Annotated in this window: 14 protein-coding genes, 1 tRNA gene and 2 pseudogenes; 8 read left to right on the forward strand and 9 right to left on the reverse strand. The window is 71.7% G+C overall.

The genetic code is table 11. From position 1 onward, the window contains the following. The first annotated feature begins 98 nt into the window (after positions 1-98). Positions 99-1,079, forward strand: coding sequence for an LLM class F420-dependent oxidoreductase (locus Vlu01_RS22450; protein ID WP_204002973.1), 981 nt, complete (start codon positions 99-101; stop codon positions 1,077-1,079). Continuing rightward, a complete protein-coding gene (locus Vlu01_RS22455; protein ID WP_204002859.1) occupies positions 1,076-1,870 on the forward strand; it encodes an SDR family oxidoreductase in 795 nt (264 codons plus the stop codon). Before Vlu01_RS22450 ends, Vlu01_RS22455 begins: the two co-directional genes overlap by 4 nt. 153 nt (positions 1,871-2,023) lie before the next feature. Here Vlu01_RS22455 and Vlu01_RS22460 read toward each other — a convergent pair whose 3' ends face one another. The 5 genes from Vlu01_RS22460 to Vlu01_RS22480 all read right to left on the reverse strand — a co-directional run bounded on the left by Vlu01_RS22460 (position 2,024) and on the right by Vlu01_RS22480 (position 9,860). Next, positions 2,024-4,351 carry a transglutaminase TgpA family protein gene (locus Vlu01_RS22460; protein ID WP_204002862.1) on the reverse strand — a complete coding sequence of 776 codons (2,328 nt, stop codon included), beginning with the start codon at positions 4,349-4,351 and terminating at the stop codon, positions 2,024-2,026. Beyond that, positions 4,327-5,604 (reverse strand): DUF58 domain-containing protein, encoded by a 1,278-nt coding sequence (locus Vlu01_RS22465; RefSeq protein WP_204002865.1) that lies wholly within the window; start codon positions 5,602-5,604, stop codon positions 4,327-4,329. Before Vlu01_RS22465 ends, Vlu01_RS22460 begins: the two co-directional genes overlap by 25 nt. A 15-nt stretch (positions 5,605-5,619) precedes the next feature. Then, positions 5,620-6,615 (reverse strand): AAA family ATPase, encoded by a 996-nt coding sequence (locus Vlu01_RS22470; protein ID WP_204002867.1) that lies wholly within the window; start codon positions 6,613-6,615, stop codon positions 5,620-5,622. A 24-nt stretch (positions 6,616-6,639) separates the two neighbouring features. Next, positions 6,640-9,249: a fibronectin type III domain-containing protein gene (locus Vlu01_RS22475; protein ID WP_373307500.1), complete on the reverse strand. Its 2,610-nt coding sequence runs from the start codon at positions 9,247-9,249 to the stop codon at positions 6,640-6,642. Between the two features lie 200 nt (positions 9,250-9,449). Then, on the reverse strand, positions 9,450-9,860 hold the full coding sequence (locus tag Vlu01_RS22480; RefSeq protein ID WP_239096064.1) for a fibronectin type III domain-containing protein: 411 nt from the start codon (positions 9,858-9,860) through the stop codon (positions 9,450-9,452). Positions 9,861-10,057: 197 nt separating this feature from the next. Between Vlu01_RS22480 and Vlu01_RS22485 the strand changes: the two genes are divergently transcribed. After that, the gene (locus tag Vlu01_RS22485; protein ID WP_204002987.1) at positions 10,058-10,375 is read left to right on the forward strand and encodes a hypothetical protein; all 318 of its coding nucleotides are present in this window, start codon (positions 10,058-10,060) and stop codon (positions 10,373-10,375) included. 1,012 nt (positions 10,376-11,387) lie between these two features. Here the strand turns inward: Vlu01_RS22485 and Vlu01_RS28085 are convergent. Continuing rightward, a pseudogene (locus Vlu01_RS28085) lies at positions 11,388-11,849 on the reverse strand (tetratricopeptide repeat protein); the annotation flags it as partial. Positions 11,850-12,056: 207 nt separating this feature from the next. Between Vlu01_RS28085 and Vlu01_RS22495 the strand changes: the two are divergent. After that, positions 12,057-12,140 (forward strand) — tRNA-Leu (locus Vlu01_RS22495). 11 nt (positions 12,141-12,151) lie between these two features. Here the strand turns inward: Vlu01_RS22495 and Vlu01_RS22500 are convergent. From Vlu01_RS22500 to Vlu01_RS22510, 3 genes are all read right to left on the reverse strand, one after another. Continuing rightward, a complete protein-coding gene (locus Vlu01_RS22500) occupies positions 12,152-12,523 on the reverse strand; it encodes a hypothetical protein (RefSeq protein ID WP_204002871.1) in 372 nt (123 codons plus the stop codon). 106 nt (positions 12,524-12,629) lie between these two features. Next, a complete protein-coding gene (locus tag Vlu01_RS22505; RefSeq protein WP_204002873.1) occupies positions 12,630-13,529 on the reverse strand; it encodes an alpha/beta fold hydrolase in 900 nt (299 codons plus the stop codon). Positions 13,530-13,716: 187 nt separating this feature from the next. Further along, positions 13,717-14,199, reverse strand: coding sequence for a hypothetical protein (locus Vlu01_RS22510; RefSeq protein ID WP_204002875.1), 483 nt, complete (start codon positions 14,197-14,199; stop codon positions 13,717-13,719). A gap of 442 nt (positions 14,200-14,641) precedes the next feature. On the opposite strand from Vlu01_RS22510, the gene Vlu01_RS22515 reads away from it, so the two are divergent. The 4 genes and pseudogenes from Vlu01_RS22515 to Vlu01_RS22530 form a co-directional block, all read left to right on the forward strand. Further along, the gene (locus tag Vlu01_RS22515) at positions 14,642-14,857 is read left to right on the forward strand and encodes a hypothetical protein (protein WP_204002878.1); all 216 of its coding nucleotides are present in this window, start codon (positions 14,642-14,644) and stop codon (positions 14,855-14,857) included. Beyond that, positions 14,854-15,330, forward strand: coding sequence for a hypothetical protein (locus Vlu01_RS22520; protein ID WP_204002880.1), 477 nt, complete (start codon positions 14,854-14,856; stop codon positions 15,328-15,330). The genes Vlu01_RS22515 and Vlu01_RS22520 overlap by 4 nt, the downstream gene beginning before the upstream one ends. Positions 15,331-15,400: 70 nt before the next feature. Then, the gene (locus tag Vlu01_RS22525) at positions 15,401-15,598 is read left to right on the forward strand and encodes a transposase (protein WP_239096056.1); all 198 of its coding nucleotides are present in this window, start codon (positions 15,401-15,403) and stop codon (positions 15,596-15,598) included. 18 nt (positions 15,599-15,616) lie between these two features. Continuing rightward, positions 15,617-16,414, forward strand: a pseudogene (locus Vlu01_RS22530) (transposase); the annotation flags it as partial. Between the last annotated feature and the right edge of the window lie 333 nt (positions 16,415-16,747).

Raw genomic sequence — 16,747 nt, forward strand, 5'->3', positions numbered from 1 at the left:
GGCAAGGTTAGCGCTGGTGACGGCCCCGCTGCCGCCGTCGTGACCTTGCCCGACGACGCCGGGGCAGGCACCATCGACCGATGACGACGCGATGGGCAATGACGGTGCCGTTGAGCGGGATCCCGCTCGCTGACCACGCCGCGGTGTACGCGGCCCTCGCCGACGCCGGCTACACCGACGTGTGGTCCTCGGAGGTCAACGGGGCCGACGCGTTCACCCCGCTGGCGCTGGCCGCCGCCTGGCAGCCGGGGCTGCGGCTGGGGACCGCGATCACACCGGCCTTCACCCGCGGACCCGGCCTGCTGGCGATGAGCGCCGCCGCGCTCGCCGACGTCGCCCCCGGGCGCTTCGCCCTCGGCATCGGCGCGTCGTCGCCGGTCGTGGTCTCCGACTGGAACGCCGTCGAGTTCACCGAACCGTTCCGCCGCACCCGCGACGTGCTGCGCTTCCTGCGAGCGGCGCTACGTGGGGACACCGTCGACGGCGCCTTCGACACCTTCGCCGTACGCCGGTTCACCCTGGAACGGCCGCCAGCGGTGCCGCCGCGCCTGCTGCTGGCCGCGTTGCGCCCCGGCATGCTGCGGCTGGCCGCCGCCGAAGCCGACGGAGTCATCCTCAACTGGCTCGCCGCCACCGACGTCCCCCGGGCGGTGGCCGAACTGGGGCAGCGGCGGGCACAGTTCGAGGTGGCCGCCCGGATCTTCGTCTGTCCCACCGAGGACGCCGGGTACGCCCGCACCCTCGGCCGACGGATGATCACCAGCTATCTGACCGTGCCCGCGTACGCGGAGTTCCATCGCTGGCTCGGCCGGCAGGAGGCGCTGGCCGACATGTGGGCGGCGTGGGCGGCCGGCGACCGGCGTGGCGCCCTGGCCGCGATCCCGGACGAGGTGGTCGATGCGCTGATCCTGCACGGCTCACCCGAGCAGTGCCGGGCACAGGTGCACCGGTACGTCGACGCCGGCGTGGACGTGCCCGTACTGGCGTTGCTGCCCACCCCGGAGGTCACCGCCACCGATCCGGCGGCCCTGGCCACGCTGGTCACCCGGCTCGGGCACGACGTGAAGGAGTCGGCGTGAACCTCACCGACCGGGTAGCGGTGATCACCGGTGGAGCTGGGGGCATCGGTGCGGCGCTGGCCCGGCGGTTCGCCGCCGAGGGAGCTGCCGCGCTGGTCCTGGCCGACGTGGATGGTGCCGCCGCAGAGGCCGTCGCCGACGCCGTGGGCCCACTGGCCCGTGGGGTCGCGGTCGACGTCACCGACGAGGAACAGGTACGCGCCCTGGTCGCCGACACCGAACGCCGCTACGGCCGGATCGACGTGTTCTGCGCCAACGCCGGAGTGAGCACCGGCGGGGGAGTGGACGTCGACGACGCCGGCTGGGAACGGTCCTGGCGGGTCAACGTGCTCGCCCACGTGTACGCCGCCCGGGCGGTGCTGCCGGCGATGCTCGCCCGGGGCAGTGGCTACCTGCTGCACACCTGTTCGGCGGCGGGGATCCTGACCGCCGTCGGCGACGCCGCGTACACGACCACCAAACACGCCGCCGTCGGGTTCGCCGAATGGCTCTCGGTGACCTACCGCGACCAGGGAATCCGGGTCAGCGCGCTGTGCCCGCAGGGAGTCGACACACCGATGCTGGCCGACGGCCTGGCCGCCGGTCACCTGGGCGCCCGGATCATCGCGGCCTCCGGTGCGGTACTCAGCCCGGACGACGTGGCCGCGGCGGCGGTGGCCGGGATGGCGGAGGAGCGCTTCCTGATCCTGCCGCACCCCGAGGTGGCCGACTACGCCCGCCGTCGCGCCGAGGACCCCGACGGCTGGCAGTCCGGCCTCCGCAAACTGATCCGCCGCCTAACCACCCCCTAACACCCCACCCCACCCCCACCCCCACCCCCCACTCGCGTCGATCATGCAGTTGTGGCACCGGAAAAGTCCCCAATGGACAGGTTTGTCAGGTGCCACAACTGCATGATCGCGGTGGGGGTGGGGGTGGGGGTGGGGGTGGGGGTGGGGTGGGGGTTAGGGGGGCCAGCGGAGGGGGCCTGGGTGTACGGACCAGAGGAAACGGCGCCAGCGGGGGAGAGTGGCGCGCAGTGCCCCGCGGTAGGCGGTGGCCGCCTCGGCCGCAGCCACGGCCTGCTCCGCTGTGGCCGCGCCAGGTGCGAAACCGACCTGGTTGATCAACCTGGCCAGGTCGTCGACAGCGGCGGTGGCACCGGGATCGGCGGCACCCGAGGCGGTGGCGTCCCGGCGGAACGCTTCGGCCAAGGTGGTGCGGGCCACGGTGGCGACCTCGCTGGCGGACAGGTCGACCGCCACGGGCCGCCCGGCCAGCCGCAACGCGTCGGTCAGCTCCCGCCAGGCACCGGCGATGCGGTCGCCGGGGTCACCCCGGCTCAACCGGGCGCGGGACTGTGCCCGGCGCAGCCCGGCGAGGGTTGCCAGCAACGCCACGACCACGAGCAGCAGGCCACCGCCGGCACCACCGACCAACACCGGCACCGGCACACCCTCGGCATCAGCCGGGCCACCCGGAGCCGACTGCGCGGGCGGCGAGACGGTCGGCTCCAGGGTGGGCTCCGGCTGCTCCGACGGCGGCGTCTCCTCCGGCTGCGGACGGAAGTCCTCCTCCACCGGCCGGGGCTCCTCGTCCGGTCGGGGCAGCGGGTCGAACGCCACCCAGCCGAGGCCGTCGAAGAGCACCTCGGGCCAGGCGTACGCGTCGGCGGCCCGCACCGGACCCGAGCCGGGAGCGGCGAACCCGACCACCACCCGGGTCGGTAGCCCGGCCAGCCGGCCCAGCACCGCGAACGACGCCGCAAACTGTTCGGACGTGCCGCGCTGTCCGCCCCCGTTACGTGGCCCGAACAGGAAAAACCCCAGATTCGGGTACGCGTGGCCGCTCGGTGCGTCGGCGACCAGCCGGTAGTGCTCGGCCAACCACTGCTCAATCGCCGCCGCCCGGGCGTACGGGGCACCGTTCTCCTCGGCCAACTGAGTGGCGAGCCGCCGGAGCTGCTCGGGTGCCCCGTCGGGGACGTGCAGCACCCGGGCCACCGCGTCGCCGGCCGGGGTGTTCGCGGTGGCCAGCAGGTTCGGGTCCGGACGTTCCCGGGCCGAGGTCACCATGTAGCGCAGACCAGGGGTGAGACCGTCCGGACGGATCAGGGTCCCCGTGCTCGGGTCGTAGGCGACCCGGGCACCGCTGACCTCACGCGGGGTGGGCACCGCGGGCAGTAGCCGTCCACTGAGATCACCCACGGTGATCTCCTGCCGGACGGTTTCGACGGTGGCGTGCGGGGCCGGCTCCGTGGCGGGCAGGATCCGGCCGGCGTTGCGGTAGGTCGCGCCCACCCGCCAGGTGACCCCGTCATAGTCGCTGAGCACGGCCAGCCGGATCCGCACCCCGGCACTGCCGCTCGCCACGCCCTGCGGCGGACCGGCCGGATCGGTGGAACCCGCCGGCTCTGCCGGGCCGGCACCGCCGGGGCGATCGGTCGCCACCTGGAACAGTTCCTGCTCCGGATTCAGCGCCCAACCGGAAATGCGGATCAGCGGATTCTCGTCCAGCGTCTCCACCTGCGGTGGCTCCACATAGCGCCGTGGATCCACCGGCCGGGTGTCCACCAGGGCGGCCACCGCCGGGCCGAGTAGCGCCGCCAACGCCACCACGACCGCCGTGCCGACGACCGAAGCCACCGCGAGCCGGGCCTGCACCCCGGACCGTACCGCCGGGGCCAGTCCGTCGACCGGATCACCGTCCGACCTTTGTGACGGCACCGCCAACCCGACCGCCGCCGCGACCGCCACCGCCACCGTCGCACCGATCGCCGGCTCCGCGTTCGGTCCGACCACATACACCGCCCCGGCGTGGAGCAGCACCGGCGGCAGGTAGCCCAGCAACACCCGCCCGGCCCGCAGCGCCACCTCCGCGCCGGCCAGCCCGGCCAGCCAGGCGGCGACCACCGGCAGCAGGATCGTGTCCGGTGTCGGCTCCACCGGGATCATCGCAGTCAGCAGCCGGGGGATGGCGTTGCGAGCGGCGTCGCCAGCCACCTCGACGAATCCTCCCGGCACCTGTGCCTCAGCAGCAGCTACCCGCAGACAGAGCGCGGTCCACCCGAACATGGCCAGCACCGACACCGGCGCGACAAGCCAGGACGGCAACCGCCGAGTGACCACGCTGACCAGCACCGACCCGACCGCCGCGCCGGCCACCAGCATCGTCAGCAGCGACCCCGCGTACACCCGACCGAGCACCACACCGGCCAGCGTGACCATCACGACCAGCGTCGCCGGCACCGCCACCGCCCGCAGCAGCCTCACCACCGGCGTACCCCGTCCCATTCGGCGGCGAAGGCCGCCCCGTCGGCCGCGTCGACGACGACCAGGCCCGCCGCGTCCGGCGGCGTCGGCTCCGCCGCCCCGAAGATCCCGACCACCACCGACGGGTACGCACCACGCAGCGCGCCGACGTGCCCCAGATCCTCGACGGCCCCCGGCCCGGTGAGGACGACCAGGGTGTCGCCGAGCCGGTCGCGGCGCAGCCGCGCCGCCGCAGCCTCCAGCGTGCCCTCGTCGGTCAGCGTCACCGCCGCCAACCGGTCCAGCGGTCCACTCGGGCCGGTACCCGACCCGCCACCCGTCGCGCTACCGCCCCTGCTGTCTCCGCTGCCCGGTGCCGCACCGTCCGGTCCAGTGCCGCCCGCCCCACCACCGCCCGTCGCCGTGCGGCCCGGACCGGTGCCGATCGATTCGGCGGAGGTGTCCTCGGCGGCGACGAACAGCAACACCACTGGCAGGTCCTCACGGACCGCCGCGGCGACCACCGACGCGGCCGCCTCGCACGCCGCCTCGAAGGACTCTGCCACCCCCCGGACCAGTTCCGGATGCGCGACGGACCGGTTGTCCACCAGCACCACGATCCGCGGCAGGCTGGTGTCCACGTTCTCCCGCACCATCAGCTCACCCACCCGGGCGCTGGTGCGCCAGTGCACGCGACGCAACTCGTCACCGACGACGTACTCACGCAGCGAGTCGAACGTGATCGAACCGTGCGGGACCGCGTCGACCCGCCCGTCGAGACTGCGCCCCGCGCCGGTCGGTACCGCCCGCAGCGGATGAACGCGCGGATGCACCCACACCGGCACGACGTCACCGTACGAGCGGGCCAACACCACCAGGCCGAGCGGATCGCGGCGGGTCACCCGCAGCGGACCGACCGGCACCACCCCGCGCCGGCTCGTCGGCACGGCATAACTGACCGTGGTGTCCGCCCCAGCCCGCAACCTCAGCACCGGCACCGGCACCACCAGGTCACCGCAGCGGTCGGTGGCCACCATGCTCACCGCCCGCACCCGACCCGCGTTGCGCACGGTCAACGTCATCGCCGCCGGCTCGCCCCGAGCCACCCGGTCCGGATCGGCCTGCCGCGACACCACCAGGCGGGGCCGCCGGGCAGCGGCGACCAGGGCAACCGCCACGGCGGTACCGGCCGCCGCGCCGAGCAGCGTCAACTCCGGGTACCCGAATCGGAAACCAGCCCCCAGCAGCAGCACGGCCGCGCCGAGCAGACCGATGCCCCGGGCGGTGATCCCCACGCCAGACCTCGCCGATCAGTGGTGCGCCGGGGCCGGCTGGCCCGACGGCAGCGGCACCGGCACCGAAGCGACCGCCTGACGCAGCACGTCAGCGGCGGTCACCCCGCGCACCTGGGCATCCGGGGTGAGCAGCAGCCGGTGCGCGAAGACCGGCTCGGTGAGGGTCTTCAGATCCTCCGGCATGATCCAACCCCGACCGTCGATCAACGCGTACGCGCACGCCGCCCGGGTCAACGCGATCACCCCACGGGGACTGACCCCGACGCGGACCTGCGGATGGGTACGCGTGGCCGCGGCCAGCCGCACCGCGTACGCGTACAACGGCTCGGCGATGTGCACCCGCCGCGCCATCCGGACCATCTCGCCGACGGTGGCGGTGTCGGTCACCGCGGCGAGCGCCTCGGGGGAGCGCACCGTCGCCCCCCGCAGCACCTCCACCTCCACCGACTCGTCCGGATACCCCACCGACAACTTCACCAGAAACCGGTCCAGCTGCGCCTCCGGCAGCCGGTACGTGCCGTCCATCTCCACCGGGTTCTGGGTGGCCACCACCAGGAACGGCTGCGGCACCGGATGACGCACCCCGTCGACGGTGACCGTCCGCTCCTCCATCACCTCCAGCAGCGCCGACTGCGTCTTCGGCGACGCCCGGTTGATCTCGTCGGCGATGACGATGTTGGCGAACACCGGACCAGGATGGAACTCGAAGCCCCGGGTGGCCTGGTTGAAGATGGTCACCCCGGACACGTCGGAGGGCAGCAGGTCCGGCGTGAACTGGATGCGCCGCCACTGCCCCTTCACCGTCGCCGCGATCGCCCGCGCCAGGGTCGTCTTGCCCACCCCTGGCACGTCCTCCAGCAGCACGTGCCCCTGGGCGAACAACGCGGTCAACGCCAGCCGCACCACCTGCGGCTTGCCGAGCACCACCGTGTTGACGTTCTCGGCCAGCCGGGCGGCCAGGGCGGCGAAGCCCTGCACCTCCTGCTGGGTGAGCGGTTCCTGGCTGTTCACGGTGGTGCTCCTCGGCTGGGTTGATCAGCAGGTGGGTAGGACGTCGATGTCGTCCCCGCCCTCCAGGTTGAGCCAGGCCCAGGGGATGTAGTTACGTCCGCTGTACTCGACCTGCACCCACCAGGTGCTGCGCTTCTCATTGTTGTAGATGTACGCGTACACCTCTTCGCCCCGCTGCTTGCAGTACGCCTTCAACCGGGTGCCGGGCTTCGCCCAACCGGCCTGCCGGTCGTTGTCCTGCCGGGGCACGGAGAAGATCTCGTTACCGTTGCGGCCGTCGCGGTCCCGGTCGCAGTAGCTGGCCTCCGCGCCCGAGTCGCCGTTCTCGCAGGTGGCGATGCCGTACAGGGCGTCGGTCTGCTGGGCCTTCGTGGCGGTGCCGCTGCCGGCGGCGTTGGTCGCCGTCACCGTGAACGTGTAGCTCGTGCCCGGCGTCAATCCGCTCATCGTGATGCTCGAACACGGGCCGCTCTTCGCCGGCTCACCCGGCCGGGACAACGTGCAGGTGGCCTCGCCGCCGCCGGCGTCCACGGTGAACGTCACCGTCGCCGCCGTCGCGGTCGCCGACGACCCCGTCACCGTCACCCGGGGCGCGGCCACCGTACGCGCCGTCGTCGTCGCCTCCGCACCCTCGCCGGCCTCGTTGACCGCGCGGACCCGCACCGTGACGTTCTGCCCGTCACCGAGGCCGCCCACCGTCGCCCGGGTGTCGGTGACCTCGCTGCGCTTGTCACCCACCTCGACCACGTAGCCGGTCACCGGCCGGCCGTTGGCCACCGCCGGCGACCACTGCACCGCCACCGTCCCCGGCTGATCGGCCACCGTGCTCGCCCGCAACTCCACCGGCTCACCGGGCACCGTGAACGGCACCACCGTGTTGCTCACCGGCGACGCCTGCGACGCCGCACCCTTGTCGTTGACCGAGACCACCGTGAACGCGTACTGCGTGCCGTACTCCAACTCACCGGCCTTCACCACCAACTCGGTGCCGGTCGCCTCACCGACCGGGGCGTTCGTGCCCGCCGACGTGGCCGACACCGCGTACCGGGCGATCGTGTTGCCCTGACCGTTCGCCTCCGGCCAGCTCACCACGACCGTGCCGTCCGCCCGCGCCTCGGCGGTCACCTCGGTCGGCGCGTCCGGCACGTCCGCGGTCGGGGTCACCGGGTTGCTGTTCCGGGACGGCCCCGCACCCTTCGCGTTCACCGCGTGCACCGAGAACCGGTACGTCTCACCATTGGTCAGCTCCGTGACCTCCACCGACCGCTGATTCGCGCCCACCTCCAACCGTTGCCCGGCACCCTCCACCACGTACCGGATGATCTCCGCGCCGTTGGCTGCCGCCGGCCGCCAACTCACCCTGGCCTGCGCGTCACCCGCCGCCGCCGTCACGTTGCGCGGCGCGCCCGGCTTGCTCACCTGGGGCTTCTTCGGCGGTGGCGGAGGTGGCGGGGGCTCCGGCGGGGGATCACCCCCGAGCACGTCGTTGGCGTACTTGTCGACCTCCCGCACCTGGTGCGAGTCGTCGACCACCCGCGCGGTTGCCGCGTCCGGCGCGTTGATGAACAGATAGTTCTCCCGCACCTCCAGCTCCAGCGGGCCCTTCCACCTGCCCCGGATCGTGTCGGTCAGCTGGCCCGTCGCGTCGAACGCGTACACCGTGCCGGCCGCCTCATCCGCACAGTAGAACCGACCGGCCCAGGCCACCGCCGGACCGAGCCGGTCACCATCGCCCGGCACGGTGAACGACCGCACCTCGCCAGCGTCGCCGATCGTGTGCACCTGCCGCTGCCCGGGCACCGTCACCGGCACCACCGGCCCGCTGGTACGCACCGGCAGGAGGCCCGGCCCGGTCAACGTCGACGCCAACGCCGTGCGCCGGGTCGTACCGTTCACGACAGTCACCAACGCCCCGGCCGTGCGGTCCAGCACCGCCACACCGTCATCCAACGTGGAGACCACCAACTCGTGGCTCGCCTCCGCCACGTCGTACGTCTCCACCCGGGGCGAACCCACCGGCGCATCCGCGGCATCCGACGGCAGCACCGCCGGAGTGATCGCCGAGACCGTGCCTTCCGCCGGCACCGCGACCCACAGCCGGCCCTCGCCGTCGAACGCGCCACCGGTGATCCCCGGCGGATAGCGCACCGGCTCGCCCACCGGAGCCAACGAGCGTGGGTCCAACTGCCGCACCACACCCTGGACCGCGTCCACCACGAACGCCGAGTCCTCGTGCAACGCCACACTCACCCCGAGCCCGGGAGTGGTCGGCGTGGTCGCGGTGATCTGCAACGTCGCCAGATCCAGCGCGCTGATCTGACCCGTGTTCAGATCCCGCAGTACCAGCAACCGGTCCGTCTGCGTCACCTGCAACGGATGTTGCCGGGCCGACGGTACCTCCATGCGGGTGTCCACCCGGGCGGTGACGCCGTTGACCCGTGCCAACTCGCTACGCGCCGCGCTCCACAACCAGGAACTCGCGTCATAGCTGGCCACCGCGTTGTCCGCCGAACCCAGACCGAGCACGGTCAGCCCCATCGCCGCCAGCAGCGCCAGCACCGTGCCCACGGTGACGAGACCACCGCGTACCCGGGACCGGGATCGTGGGGTGCGGGTCGGAACGGCCTCGTCGATGCTCGCCACAGCCGGCAGCCTCCCGTGTCGTCTCGGCAGGTGGCGCGCCCGTACGGCGACCCCTCCCCTGAGCCGGGAGCCATCATATGGTCACCCTGCTGACCTCGGGAACCCGCACCGTCCGCCTGTGGACACCCAGCGTGGCGTGTCGTCGGCGTGTCCGGTCACGACCGTCCGACCGGGACCGGACACGCCGCCGCTCAGTCGGTCGTGTCGGCTGACCGCGACGTGCACACCTGGTCGGACGTGGCGAACTGGTCGGTGTCGTAGACGGCGAGCACCGCGAAGCAGTAGTTCACCCGGGTGCTCAAACCGTTGACCGTGTAGCTGGTCCGCCCCGGGTCCACCGTGGCCATCATGCCGAGCGACTGCCCGGTACGGCCACCGGCCACCATGAACGGCACCAGTCCGTCCGACGGGTCCGTCCAGGTCAACGTGATCGTCGTGGTGTCGTCGCGCATCGTCAGGTTCCCTGGAGGCGGGCCGACCGATCCCGGCGTCGGCCTCGGCGCCGGGGGAGGTGCGGCCCGCTGGTTGAGGACCAACAGACCCACCCCGACCACCGCGGCCAGGGCCACCAGGACCGCCACCACCGCCACCACGATCGCCACCCGGTTACGGCCCTGTGCCGGCTCCTGGTACGGCGTGGCGAGCCCCGGAAGCTGGGATGCGGACTGTCCCCAGGCCTGGGGTGCAGCAGGCCCCGGATAGGGCGGGGGAGCGCCGTGACCACCGGGCAGCGGATAGCCCGGTGTGCCGCCTCCCGAGCCGTACGGGGCGGGTGCAGGGTGGACGGATCCGCCGGTCGATGGATAGGCCGCCGGTCCGCTGGTGGGTGCTCCGCTGGTCGGCGGTGCGTAGCCGGGCGCTCCGCTGGTCGGTGCGTACCCGGCTGGTCCGGTGGTCGGCGGTGCGTACCCGGCTGGTCCGGTGGTCGGCGGTGCATGGCCGGCTGGTCCGCTGGTCGGCGGTGCGTGGCCGGCTGGTCCGCTGGTCGGCGGTGCGTGGCCGGCTGGTCCGCTGGTCGGGCCGGGCTGAGGTAATGGCGCGGTCAGTTCATGAGGACCAGCCGTCGGACTGGCCAGCGCGGGGCCCCGCGGAGGTACGGCACCCGGCGGGGCGCTGATCGGTGCAAGGCTGACGGGGGGTGCACTGGTCGGCTGGGTGTGGCTCCCTGCGGCCTCGACGGGCTGTCGCCACGCCGGTGGCGCGCTGACGGGTGTTGCGCTAGGGGGTGCGCTGACGGGCGGTGCGCTGACAGGGGGTGCGCTGACCGGCTGCCCGGCGACCTGCGGTTCGATGGTCGTCGAAGACGCAGGTGGGGCCGCATTCAAGGGTGAGGGAACATCAGAAGCTGGAGGTTGAGGCGCACGGCCGGTGCGGGTCGCCTCCTCTTCCATCAGGGGCCCGATCTGCTGGACCCGGATTGTGGGCCGGGACCACTCGGGATTCCCGGACGGAGCAGGCCCGGCGCCCGTCGAGGTTGACCCGTCCGGCGCCGGAGACAGCCGCAGCACCTCGGTCTGTTCCTCGTCCTCCACCGGGCGGCGCGGAGTTGGCCCGGTCGGAGACAGCCTCGGCGGCGCGACCGACGGTGCGGTGTGCGACGGCTCGGACGGTGCCTCGCCCGAGGACTCGGCCGTGGCCGCCGTCGCAGCCGACGGCACCACCGGCGCGGGTGGCACCACAACCGGTCGGGTCCGGTCGACCGGCGGCGCGACCGCTGGTACCGACTGATCATGAAAGGCCGTCCGTGCCTGCGGCACCACCGGAGGTGGGGGCACGGTGGGCGGGTGTGGGATCTGCGGTGGGACGGGCGGCGGCGGGATCTGCGGTGCGATGGGCGGTCCCGCCTCGGCCGAGGCCGACGGTGGCACCGGAACGACCGGTTGCGCCGGTAGGGCGGATCCGAGCGACGAACTGGGGGCGAGAGGGACAGACGCCGCTCCAGGACCGCCGGAAACTGGATGATCGATGGCCGGCGCGGGCGGCGACGTCGAAGCAGCGGCGGAGCGGATCGGTGCTGCCGATGACGCATCATGCGGCTTCCACAGGGTGGAAAGCGCAGCCAGGGACACGGTCGGTTCGTCCAGCGCTCCCCGGTGCGGCTGGTTCGTCGGGCCATGCTGGGAGGCAGCGGGGACCGAGGGTTGAGGGGCGGGAGCGGCGTCGCCGAGGTACTCGCGTGCAGTGCGCACCGCCGGATGGTCGGCGCCGAGCACGGCGGGGCCGGCGGCGGCCACACGGGTGTAATTCCGACGCGCCTCGTGGCGATTGCCCAACTCGTCCGCGACGGACCCCAGCTCGAAAGCCAACGCCAGCATCAACGGATCGGCATGCGGCCAGCGGCGTTCCCCGGCGGCGAACGCCTCCTCCAGCACCCGCCGGGCCGCACTCGGATCGTCCGCTTCCCGGTGCAGCCTGGCGAGCAGATGAGCCGTACTGAGCACATCTGGATGATCTTTGCTGAAGGGCGGCCGAGCAGAATCGACCGCATCGATCAGCAGGTCACGGGCGGCGGCGAGGTTTCCCGCACCACGCAGCGCGAGGGCCCGTTGCTGAGCGACGGCCAGGGGAGAGGCATGGGGCACGACGCCCATGCTGCCGGGTACCGGCACCTCGACGCTACCCGGCCACACACGCCCGTCGAAGCCCCGCCGCCAACCTCGTGCAGAACGGCCGGACAGGCCCGGATACCGATGTGCATGATCCACCTGCGGCGTGTACAGTAACTCCCCGTGCAGCCCACCAGGCAGCCTACCGGTGATGAGATCACCGAGGCTGACGCGGTAGGCTGGGCATAGTAGGTCCGGGTGGCGGAATGGCAGACGCGCTAGCTTGAGGTGCTAGTGCCCGTATAGGGCGTGGGGGTTCAAGTCCCCCCTCGGACACAAACCAAATCCTAACGGTGTGCGCCAAGATCAATATCGGCGTGCGCCGTTTGTGTTTCTGCGGAGTACGTCAGCCTCAGCCGTAGGCTTCGGTACAGGTCGAGCTTGTCTTCGGGGTCTGCCTCCTCCAGCGCCGCAGCGATGTTGCCCAGCTCGGCGATCAGCGAGGCGATGTCCTCGGCGGTCATCGGGTCGATGGCGTCGGACTCGCGTGCAGCGGGGCGGCTTGCCAGCGCCTTGTCGCGCTGGTGTTCAGCTTCGGCGATCCAGCCCACGACCGCCGGGCTGGCTCCCTCGTCGAGAGCCTGTCTGTAGCGAGCGATTTTCTTGTCGAACTCCGCGGTGATGTCAGCAGCGGCCGGTTGTCGTGGAATCGCCGCCATGATCAGCCAGGGTCGATACAAACCGACCACAGGTTAAAGATCAAGCTAGAAGTCCGAGTGTTCGGGGATGTGAGGGTTCTCGACGTGAACCGTGGGTTCGACCCCGCTATCGCGGATCCTCCCGATTAGCGGGTTCGCGGTGAAGCTGGCTGGGAGTCTGGTGACTGTGTTGCGTGAGGAAGGTGGTTACCGCCTGCCGGAAGTCGAGCGGGTTCTCAACCCACGGCAGGTGGCCACAGCCGGCGAGGCTCAGCCGTCGACTGTTTGGCAGCGCTTCGTGCAGTGAGTCGACGGCCCAGCGGGGGCGGATGTCCTCGGCGCCGTCGATGATCAGCACGGGCAGGTCGAGCGCCCGGCACTGCACGATCAGGTCGGAGCCCCTGAGCTCCTGCTTGACCTCGGCGTTGAGGGCCTGGTTGCAGTCCTCGTTGATGCCCAGCCACGGGGTGGCCATGTGTTGCGCGTGCCGCAGGGCGGTGTCTTGGTCGGCGAAGTCGGCCGACCATTGCAGGACCGCCCGTTCGCGTTGTTCTGCGGGCGTGCGGGCGTGGGCGCCGAGCGCCTCCCACCGGTCCAGATGGCGACCGAGCCGCTGTCTCAGGTTCCGCTCGTAGTGCGGGTGCCAGCCGCGTTCGGGGTCGATGCCGGTTCCGGACACGTAGATCAGATGGCTGACCCGTTCGGGGTGCTCGATGGCATACCGCAACGCCAGGTGCGCACCCCACGAGTGGCCCAGCAGGGCCATGCCCGGTCCGGCCAGCTGATCGCGTACCGCGTCGAGGTCGGCGACGAAGCGGGCCACGCTGTAGGGTCCGCGCCGCTGCGAACGTCCGCAGCCGCGCTGGTCCCATCGGATGGTGCGGGCATGGTCGTCGAGCAGCCGGGCGACCGGGGCGAGGTAGTCCCACATGCCCGGACCGCCGTGACAGAGCACCAGCGGCGGCCCGCTGCCGGACTGCTCAACCCACAGGTGACAGTTGTCGTCGCTGCGCACGTGCGGGTTCACAGGCGACAGTATGGCGGCTTGTGCCGGGCCGCGCTGCGGTGCGAGACAGCCGGGTCAGTTCGTGATTGGCCGCGTGTGCCCGGCCGCTGTGGGACATCGAATCGTCGGCCCGATCGGGTTGGCGTGCTCAGCGGGGGCACCAGTGTGCCGTGCCGCTGAGCGTCGGCTGCGTTCACCGCAGGGGAAGTCACCGGGAGGTTGACTGCATGATCCGGCGGGCTTCAGCCACCACCTCGGCGTCGACGTCCTCGTCGGTCGTAACGCTGTATTCGACGCAGTCGTAGACGTCGTCGAGTTGCACAAGCCGTTCGGCGAGGGGAAGCCGATCGTGGCCGATCTTCGAGTGTGCCCAGGCGGTGAGGCTCGACGGCGACATGGTCTCGGCCACGACTCGGGCGGCGAGCGCCCGAAGGGCTGCTTCCTGCCCGGCTCGGCTGCCGCGCTCGTAGTAGGGCAGTCTGACGTCGGCCAACGCGGCTTCGAGAACGTCGGGCATCTCGTCGTCCGCGTGACGTAGCGACACTGCGGCCAGCATGCGCAGGGCGGGTCCGTCATGACCTGCCACCAGCAGGTCACAGGCGTGACGCACCACGTCGGCGGCGGTGACGTCGCCGACGCTCCACAGCGCCACCGCATCACGCATGGCGTGCAGTGCCTCGTTCGGGTTCACATCGTCATGGTGACTCACGTTCGGCACCGGCGCCGCTGGTTATCGCCGTCCCCCGGGGGCGGCTCGGCCGTACGCGCCACCGGTCTCGGTGCAGGCGCGTGGCGTGGCGAATCGGGGCCCGCACATCGACTGATGCCGTCGTGGCCTGCAGTGCCGGCAGGGCTGTCAGGATCTGCCAGACGGTTGGATCTGACAGCACCGCCCTGGCCACGGTGCCGCCGCTAGCCCGAAGGCTCTTCCCTTTCTCTTGCCTGTGCTGATCTGACGCGCCCCGCGACGGCATCGCGCCCACCCTCCGGTCGGCCGCCGTCGGTGCGCCTCAGAGCCGCAGCACTCGTCACCTGCCCCTGGCCGCAGCAGCAGTGGTCTGGGCGCGAACCCCTGTCCCTCAAGCGGTCACCACTCGGGTGACCGCCGTCTTGTCGTGTCCAAGGAGGACACCATGCCTAATCCCTACCGGCACCCGGACGGCGACCCCACGGCCGTCCGCCGTACCGCAACCTCACCCGATCCCCGTACCGGTAACGCCGCAGCCGCACGCCACGACCGCCGATCCGGCCCCGTCGACGACGAGACTGCCATCCGGGTGGTGCCCTCGTGCGGACCGGTCATCGGCATCCACATGGCTCCCGTCGCCCGGCGGCGGGTGTCGCGATGAGCGACGTGAGCCGGCCGGAGCAGATTCGGCTGCTGCGTCTTGAGACGGCGACCGCGATCGCACAACGGGAGACGCTGGCGGTCGAGGCGCGGTCGGCGCTGATCGCCGCGCTGGAGAACCGGTTGATCTGCCGGCCCGGGTGTGAGGACGCCCTCGCCGAGTGGGGTCTGGAACCGCTGCCGCAGCGGTGGACAGTCTGCGCGGAGGCGGTGCTGTCGTACACGCGGTCGCACACCGACGACCAGCAGGCCCGCGAGCAGGCGCGTTTCGGTGTGCCGGATGAGGTGCGCCGGTTGGACCCTGCCGTGGCGGTCTACCCACGGCAGGTCATGGAGGTGACCCGCGAGCCGGACGTGGTCGACGCGTCACCGACGCGGTATCGCCTCACCGTGCGGGTCGACCTCCAGACCTGGGCGACGGCGACCCGGGCCGCGGACGCGCAGGTTGCCGCGCAGGCGGCGGTGCAGCGGTAGCTGCCGGGGTTGGCCGCCGCCGGCATCATGCTGACCGACCTGACCTGGCGTGCCCTCGACAGCGACGACGGTGCGACGGACACCGACAGCGGCGCCCAGACGGCCGGGGATCAGCTCGAGCCCCGCGCTGCGGGAGATCTACACCGCCCCGACCCTCGCAGTCGCCGAGGCCCGGTTCGAGGCGTTCGCCGCCGAGTTCGGCGACCGGTATCCGGCCGTGATCAAGCTTTGGCGAACATCGTGGCCACCCTTCTCGTCTCAGCCATGAAACTCTATCCCTCAAGCTCTGGCCTCCGCGCTACGAGGGGAAGGGCAGACCGGAGCTCGTCCGAAGATCACTGTGAGCGGGGATGGGCGTGGCGTGGTTGGACACGCCGGCGCCCGTCTGCTGGCCGATGTCGCTGACGCGACCGGGTTGACCGGCGCGTTCGGCGAGGCGTTGGCTGGGTTGCGGCAGCGGCAGGGCGGCCACGACCCGGGCCGGGTCGCGGTGGACCTGGCCGTGATGATCGCTGATGGTGGCGAAGCGATCGCCGACTTGGCGGTGCTGCTGCGGGACCAGGCGGACCTGTTCGGCGCGGTGGCCTCGGATCCCACCGCATGGCGGCTGTTGTCCGGGATGGACAGTGAAGCGTTGGCGCGGCTGCGGATGGCCCGCGCGCGGGCACGGGAGGTGGCCTGGGCGCAGACGTGTGAGACCCGTGGTGGGCTGCCGGCGGCGACCGCGGCCGGCTTGCCGATTCCCGGCCTGGTCCTGGACCTGGACGCCTCGATCGTGATCTGCCACTCGGAGAAGGAATCGGCGACCCGTACCTGGAAGAAGACCTTCGGCTACCACCCGCTGTTCTGCTTCCTGGACAACACCCGCGAGGCTCTGTCAGGGCTGCTGCACGAGGGTCGGGTCGGGTCGAACACCACGGCCGACCACATCACCGTCCTGGACTCGGCGTTGGAACAGATCCCGGACGCCCACCGCTACGGCACCGAGGTCATCATCCGCTGCGACTCGGCCGGCTGCACCCAGGGCTTCCTGGCCCATATCCGCAGTCTGCGCGAGCACGGCATCAACACCTTCTTCTCTGTCCCACTACCCACCGTAACCACCACGTGTGGGACAGGACCGAAATCTACGCAGTCCCTGTACTCGATTGACCCGGTAACGGCCGCAGTAGGCAGAGATCGCCCGGCTTTACCAGTCGGTCGGCATTCCCTGGTTGACCTCGCCGTAGCCGCAACGATGATCTTGGAACGCGTCGCTGAACCGCCCCGAGCTGGTGGAGACATACTAGCTATGCACGCGGAACGCGTGAGAGCCTCGCCGCCCGTAAGGGGGCGGCGGATCGCCACGTTCTGGCCCTGAGCTGCATGGTGCCCGATCGTCAATGGAGTCAAATCACTTGCTGATCGGATCTTTCGC

This window comes from Micromonospora lutea (assembly GCF_016863535.1).
Taxonomy (GTDB): domain Bacteria; phylum Actinomycetota; class Actinomycetes; order Mycobacteriales; family Micromonosporaceae; genus Micromonospora; species Micromonospora lutea.

Coding starts and splice junctions, on each gene's coding strand:
- Vlu01_RS22450 (WP_204002973.1), top strand. CDS start 99: ATGACGGTGCCGTTGAGCGGGATCCCGCTCGCTGACCACGCCGCGGTG.
- Vlu01_RS22460 (WP_204002862.1), bottom strand. CDS start 4,351: ATGGGACGGGGTACGCCGGTGGTGAGGCTGCTGCGGGCGGTGGCGGTG.
- Vlu01_RS22485 (WP_204002987.1), top strand. CDS start 10,058: ATGGATAGGCCGCCGGTCCGCTGGTGGGTGCTCCGCTGGTCGGCGGTG.
- Vlu01_RS22500 (WP_204002871.1), bottom strand. CDS start 12,523: ATGGCGGCGATTCCACGACAACCGGCCGCTGCTGACATCACCGCGGAG.
- Vlu01_RS22515 (WP_204002878.1), top strand. CDS start 14,642: ATGCCTAATCCCTACCGGCACCCGGACGGCGACCCCACGGCCGTCCGC.
- Vlu01_RS22520 (WP_204002880.1), top strand. CDS start 14,854: ATGAGCGACGTGAGCCGGCCGGAGCAGATTCGGCTGCTGCGTCTTGAG.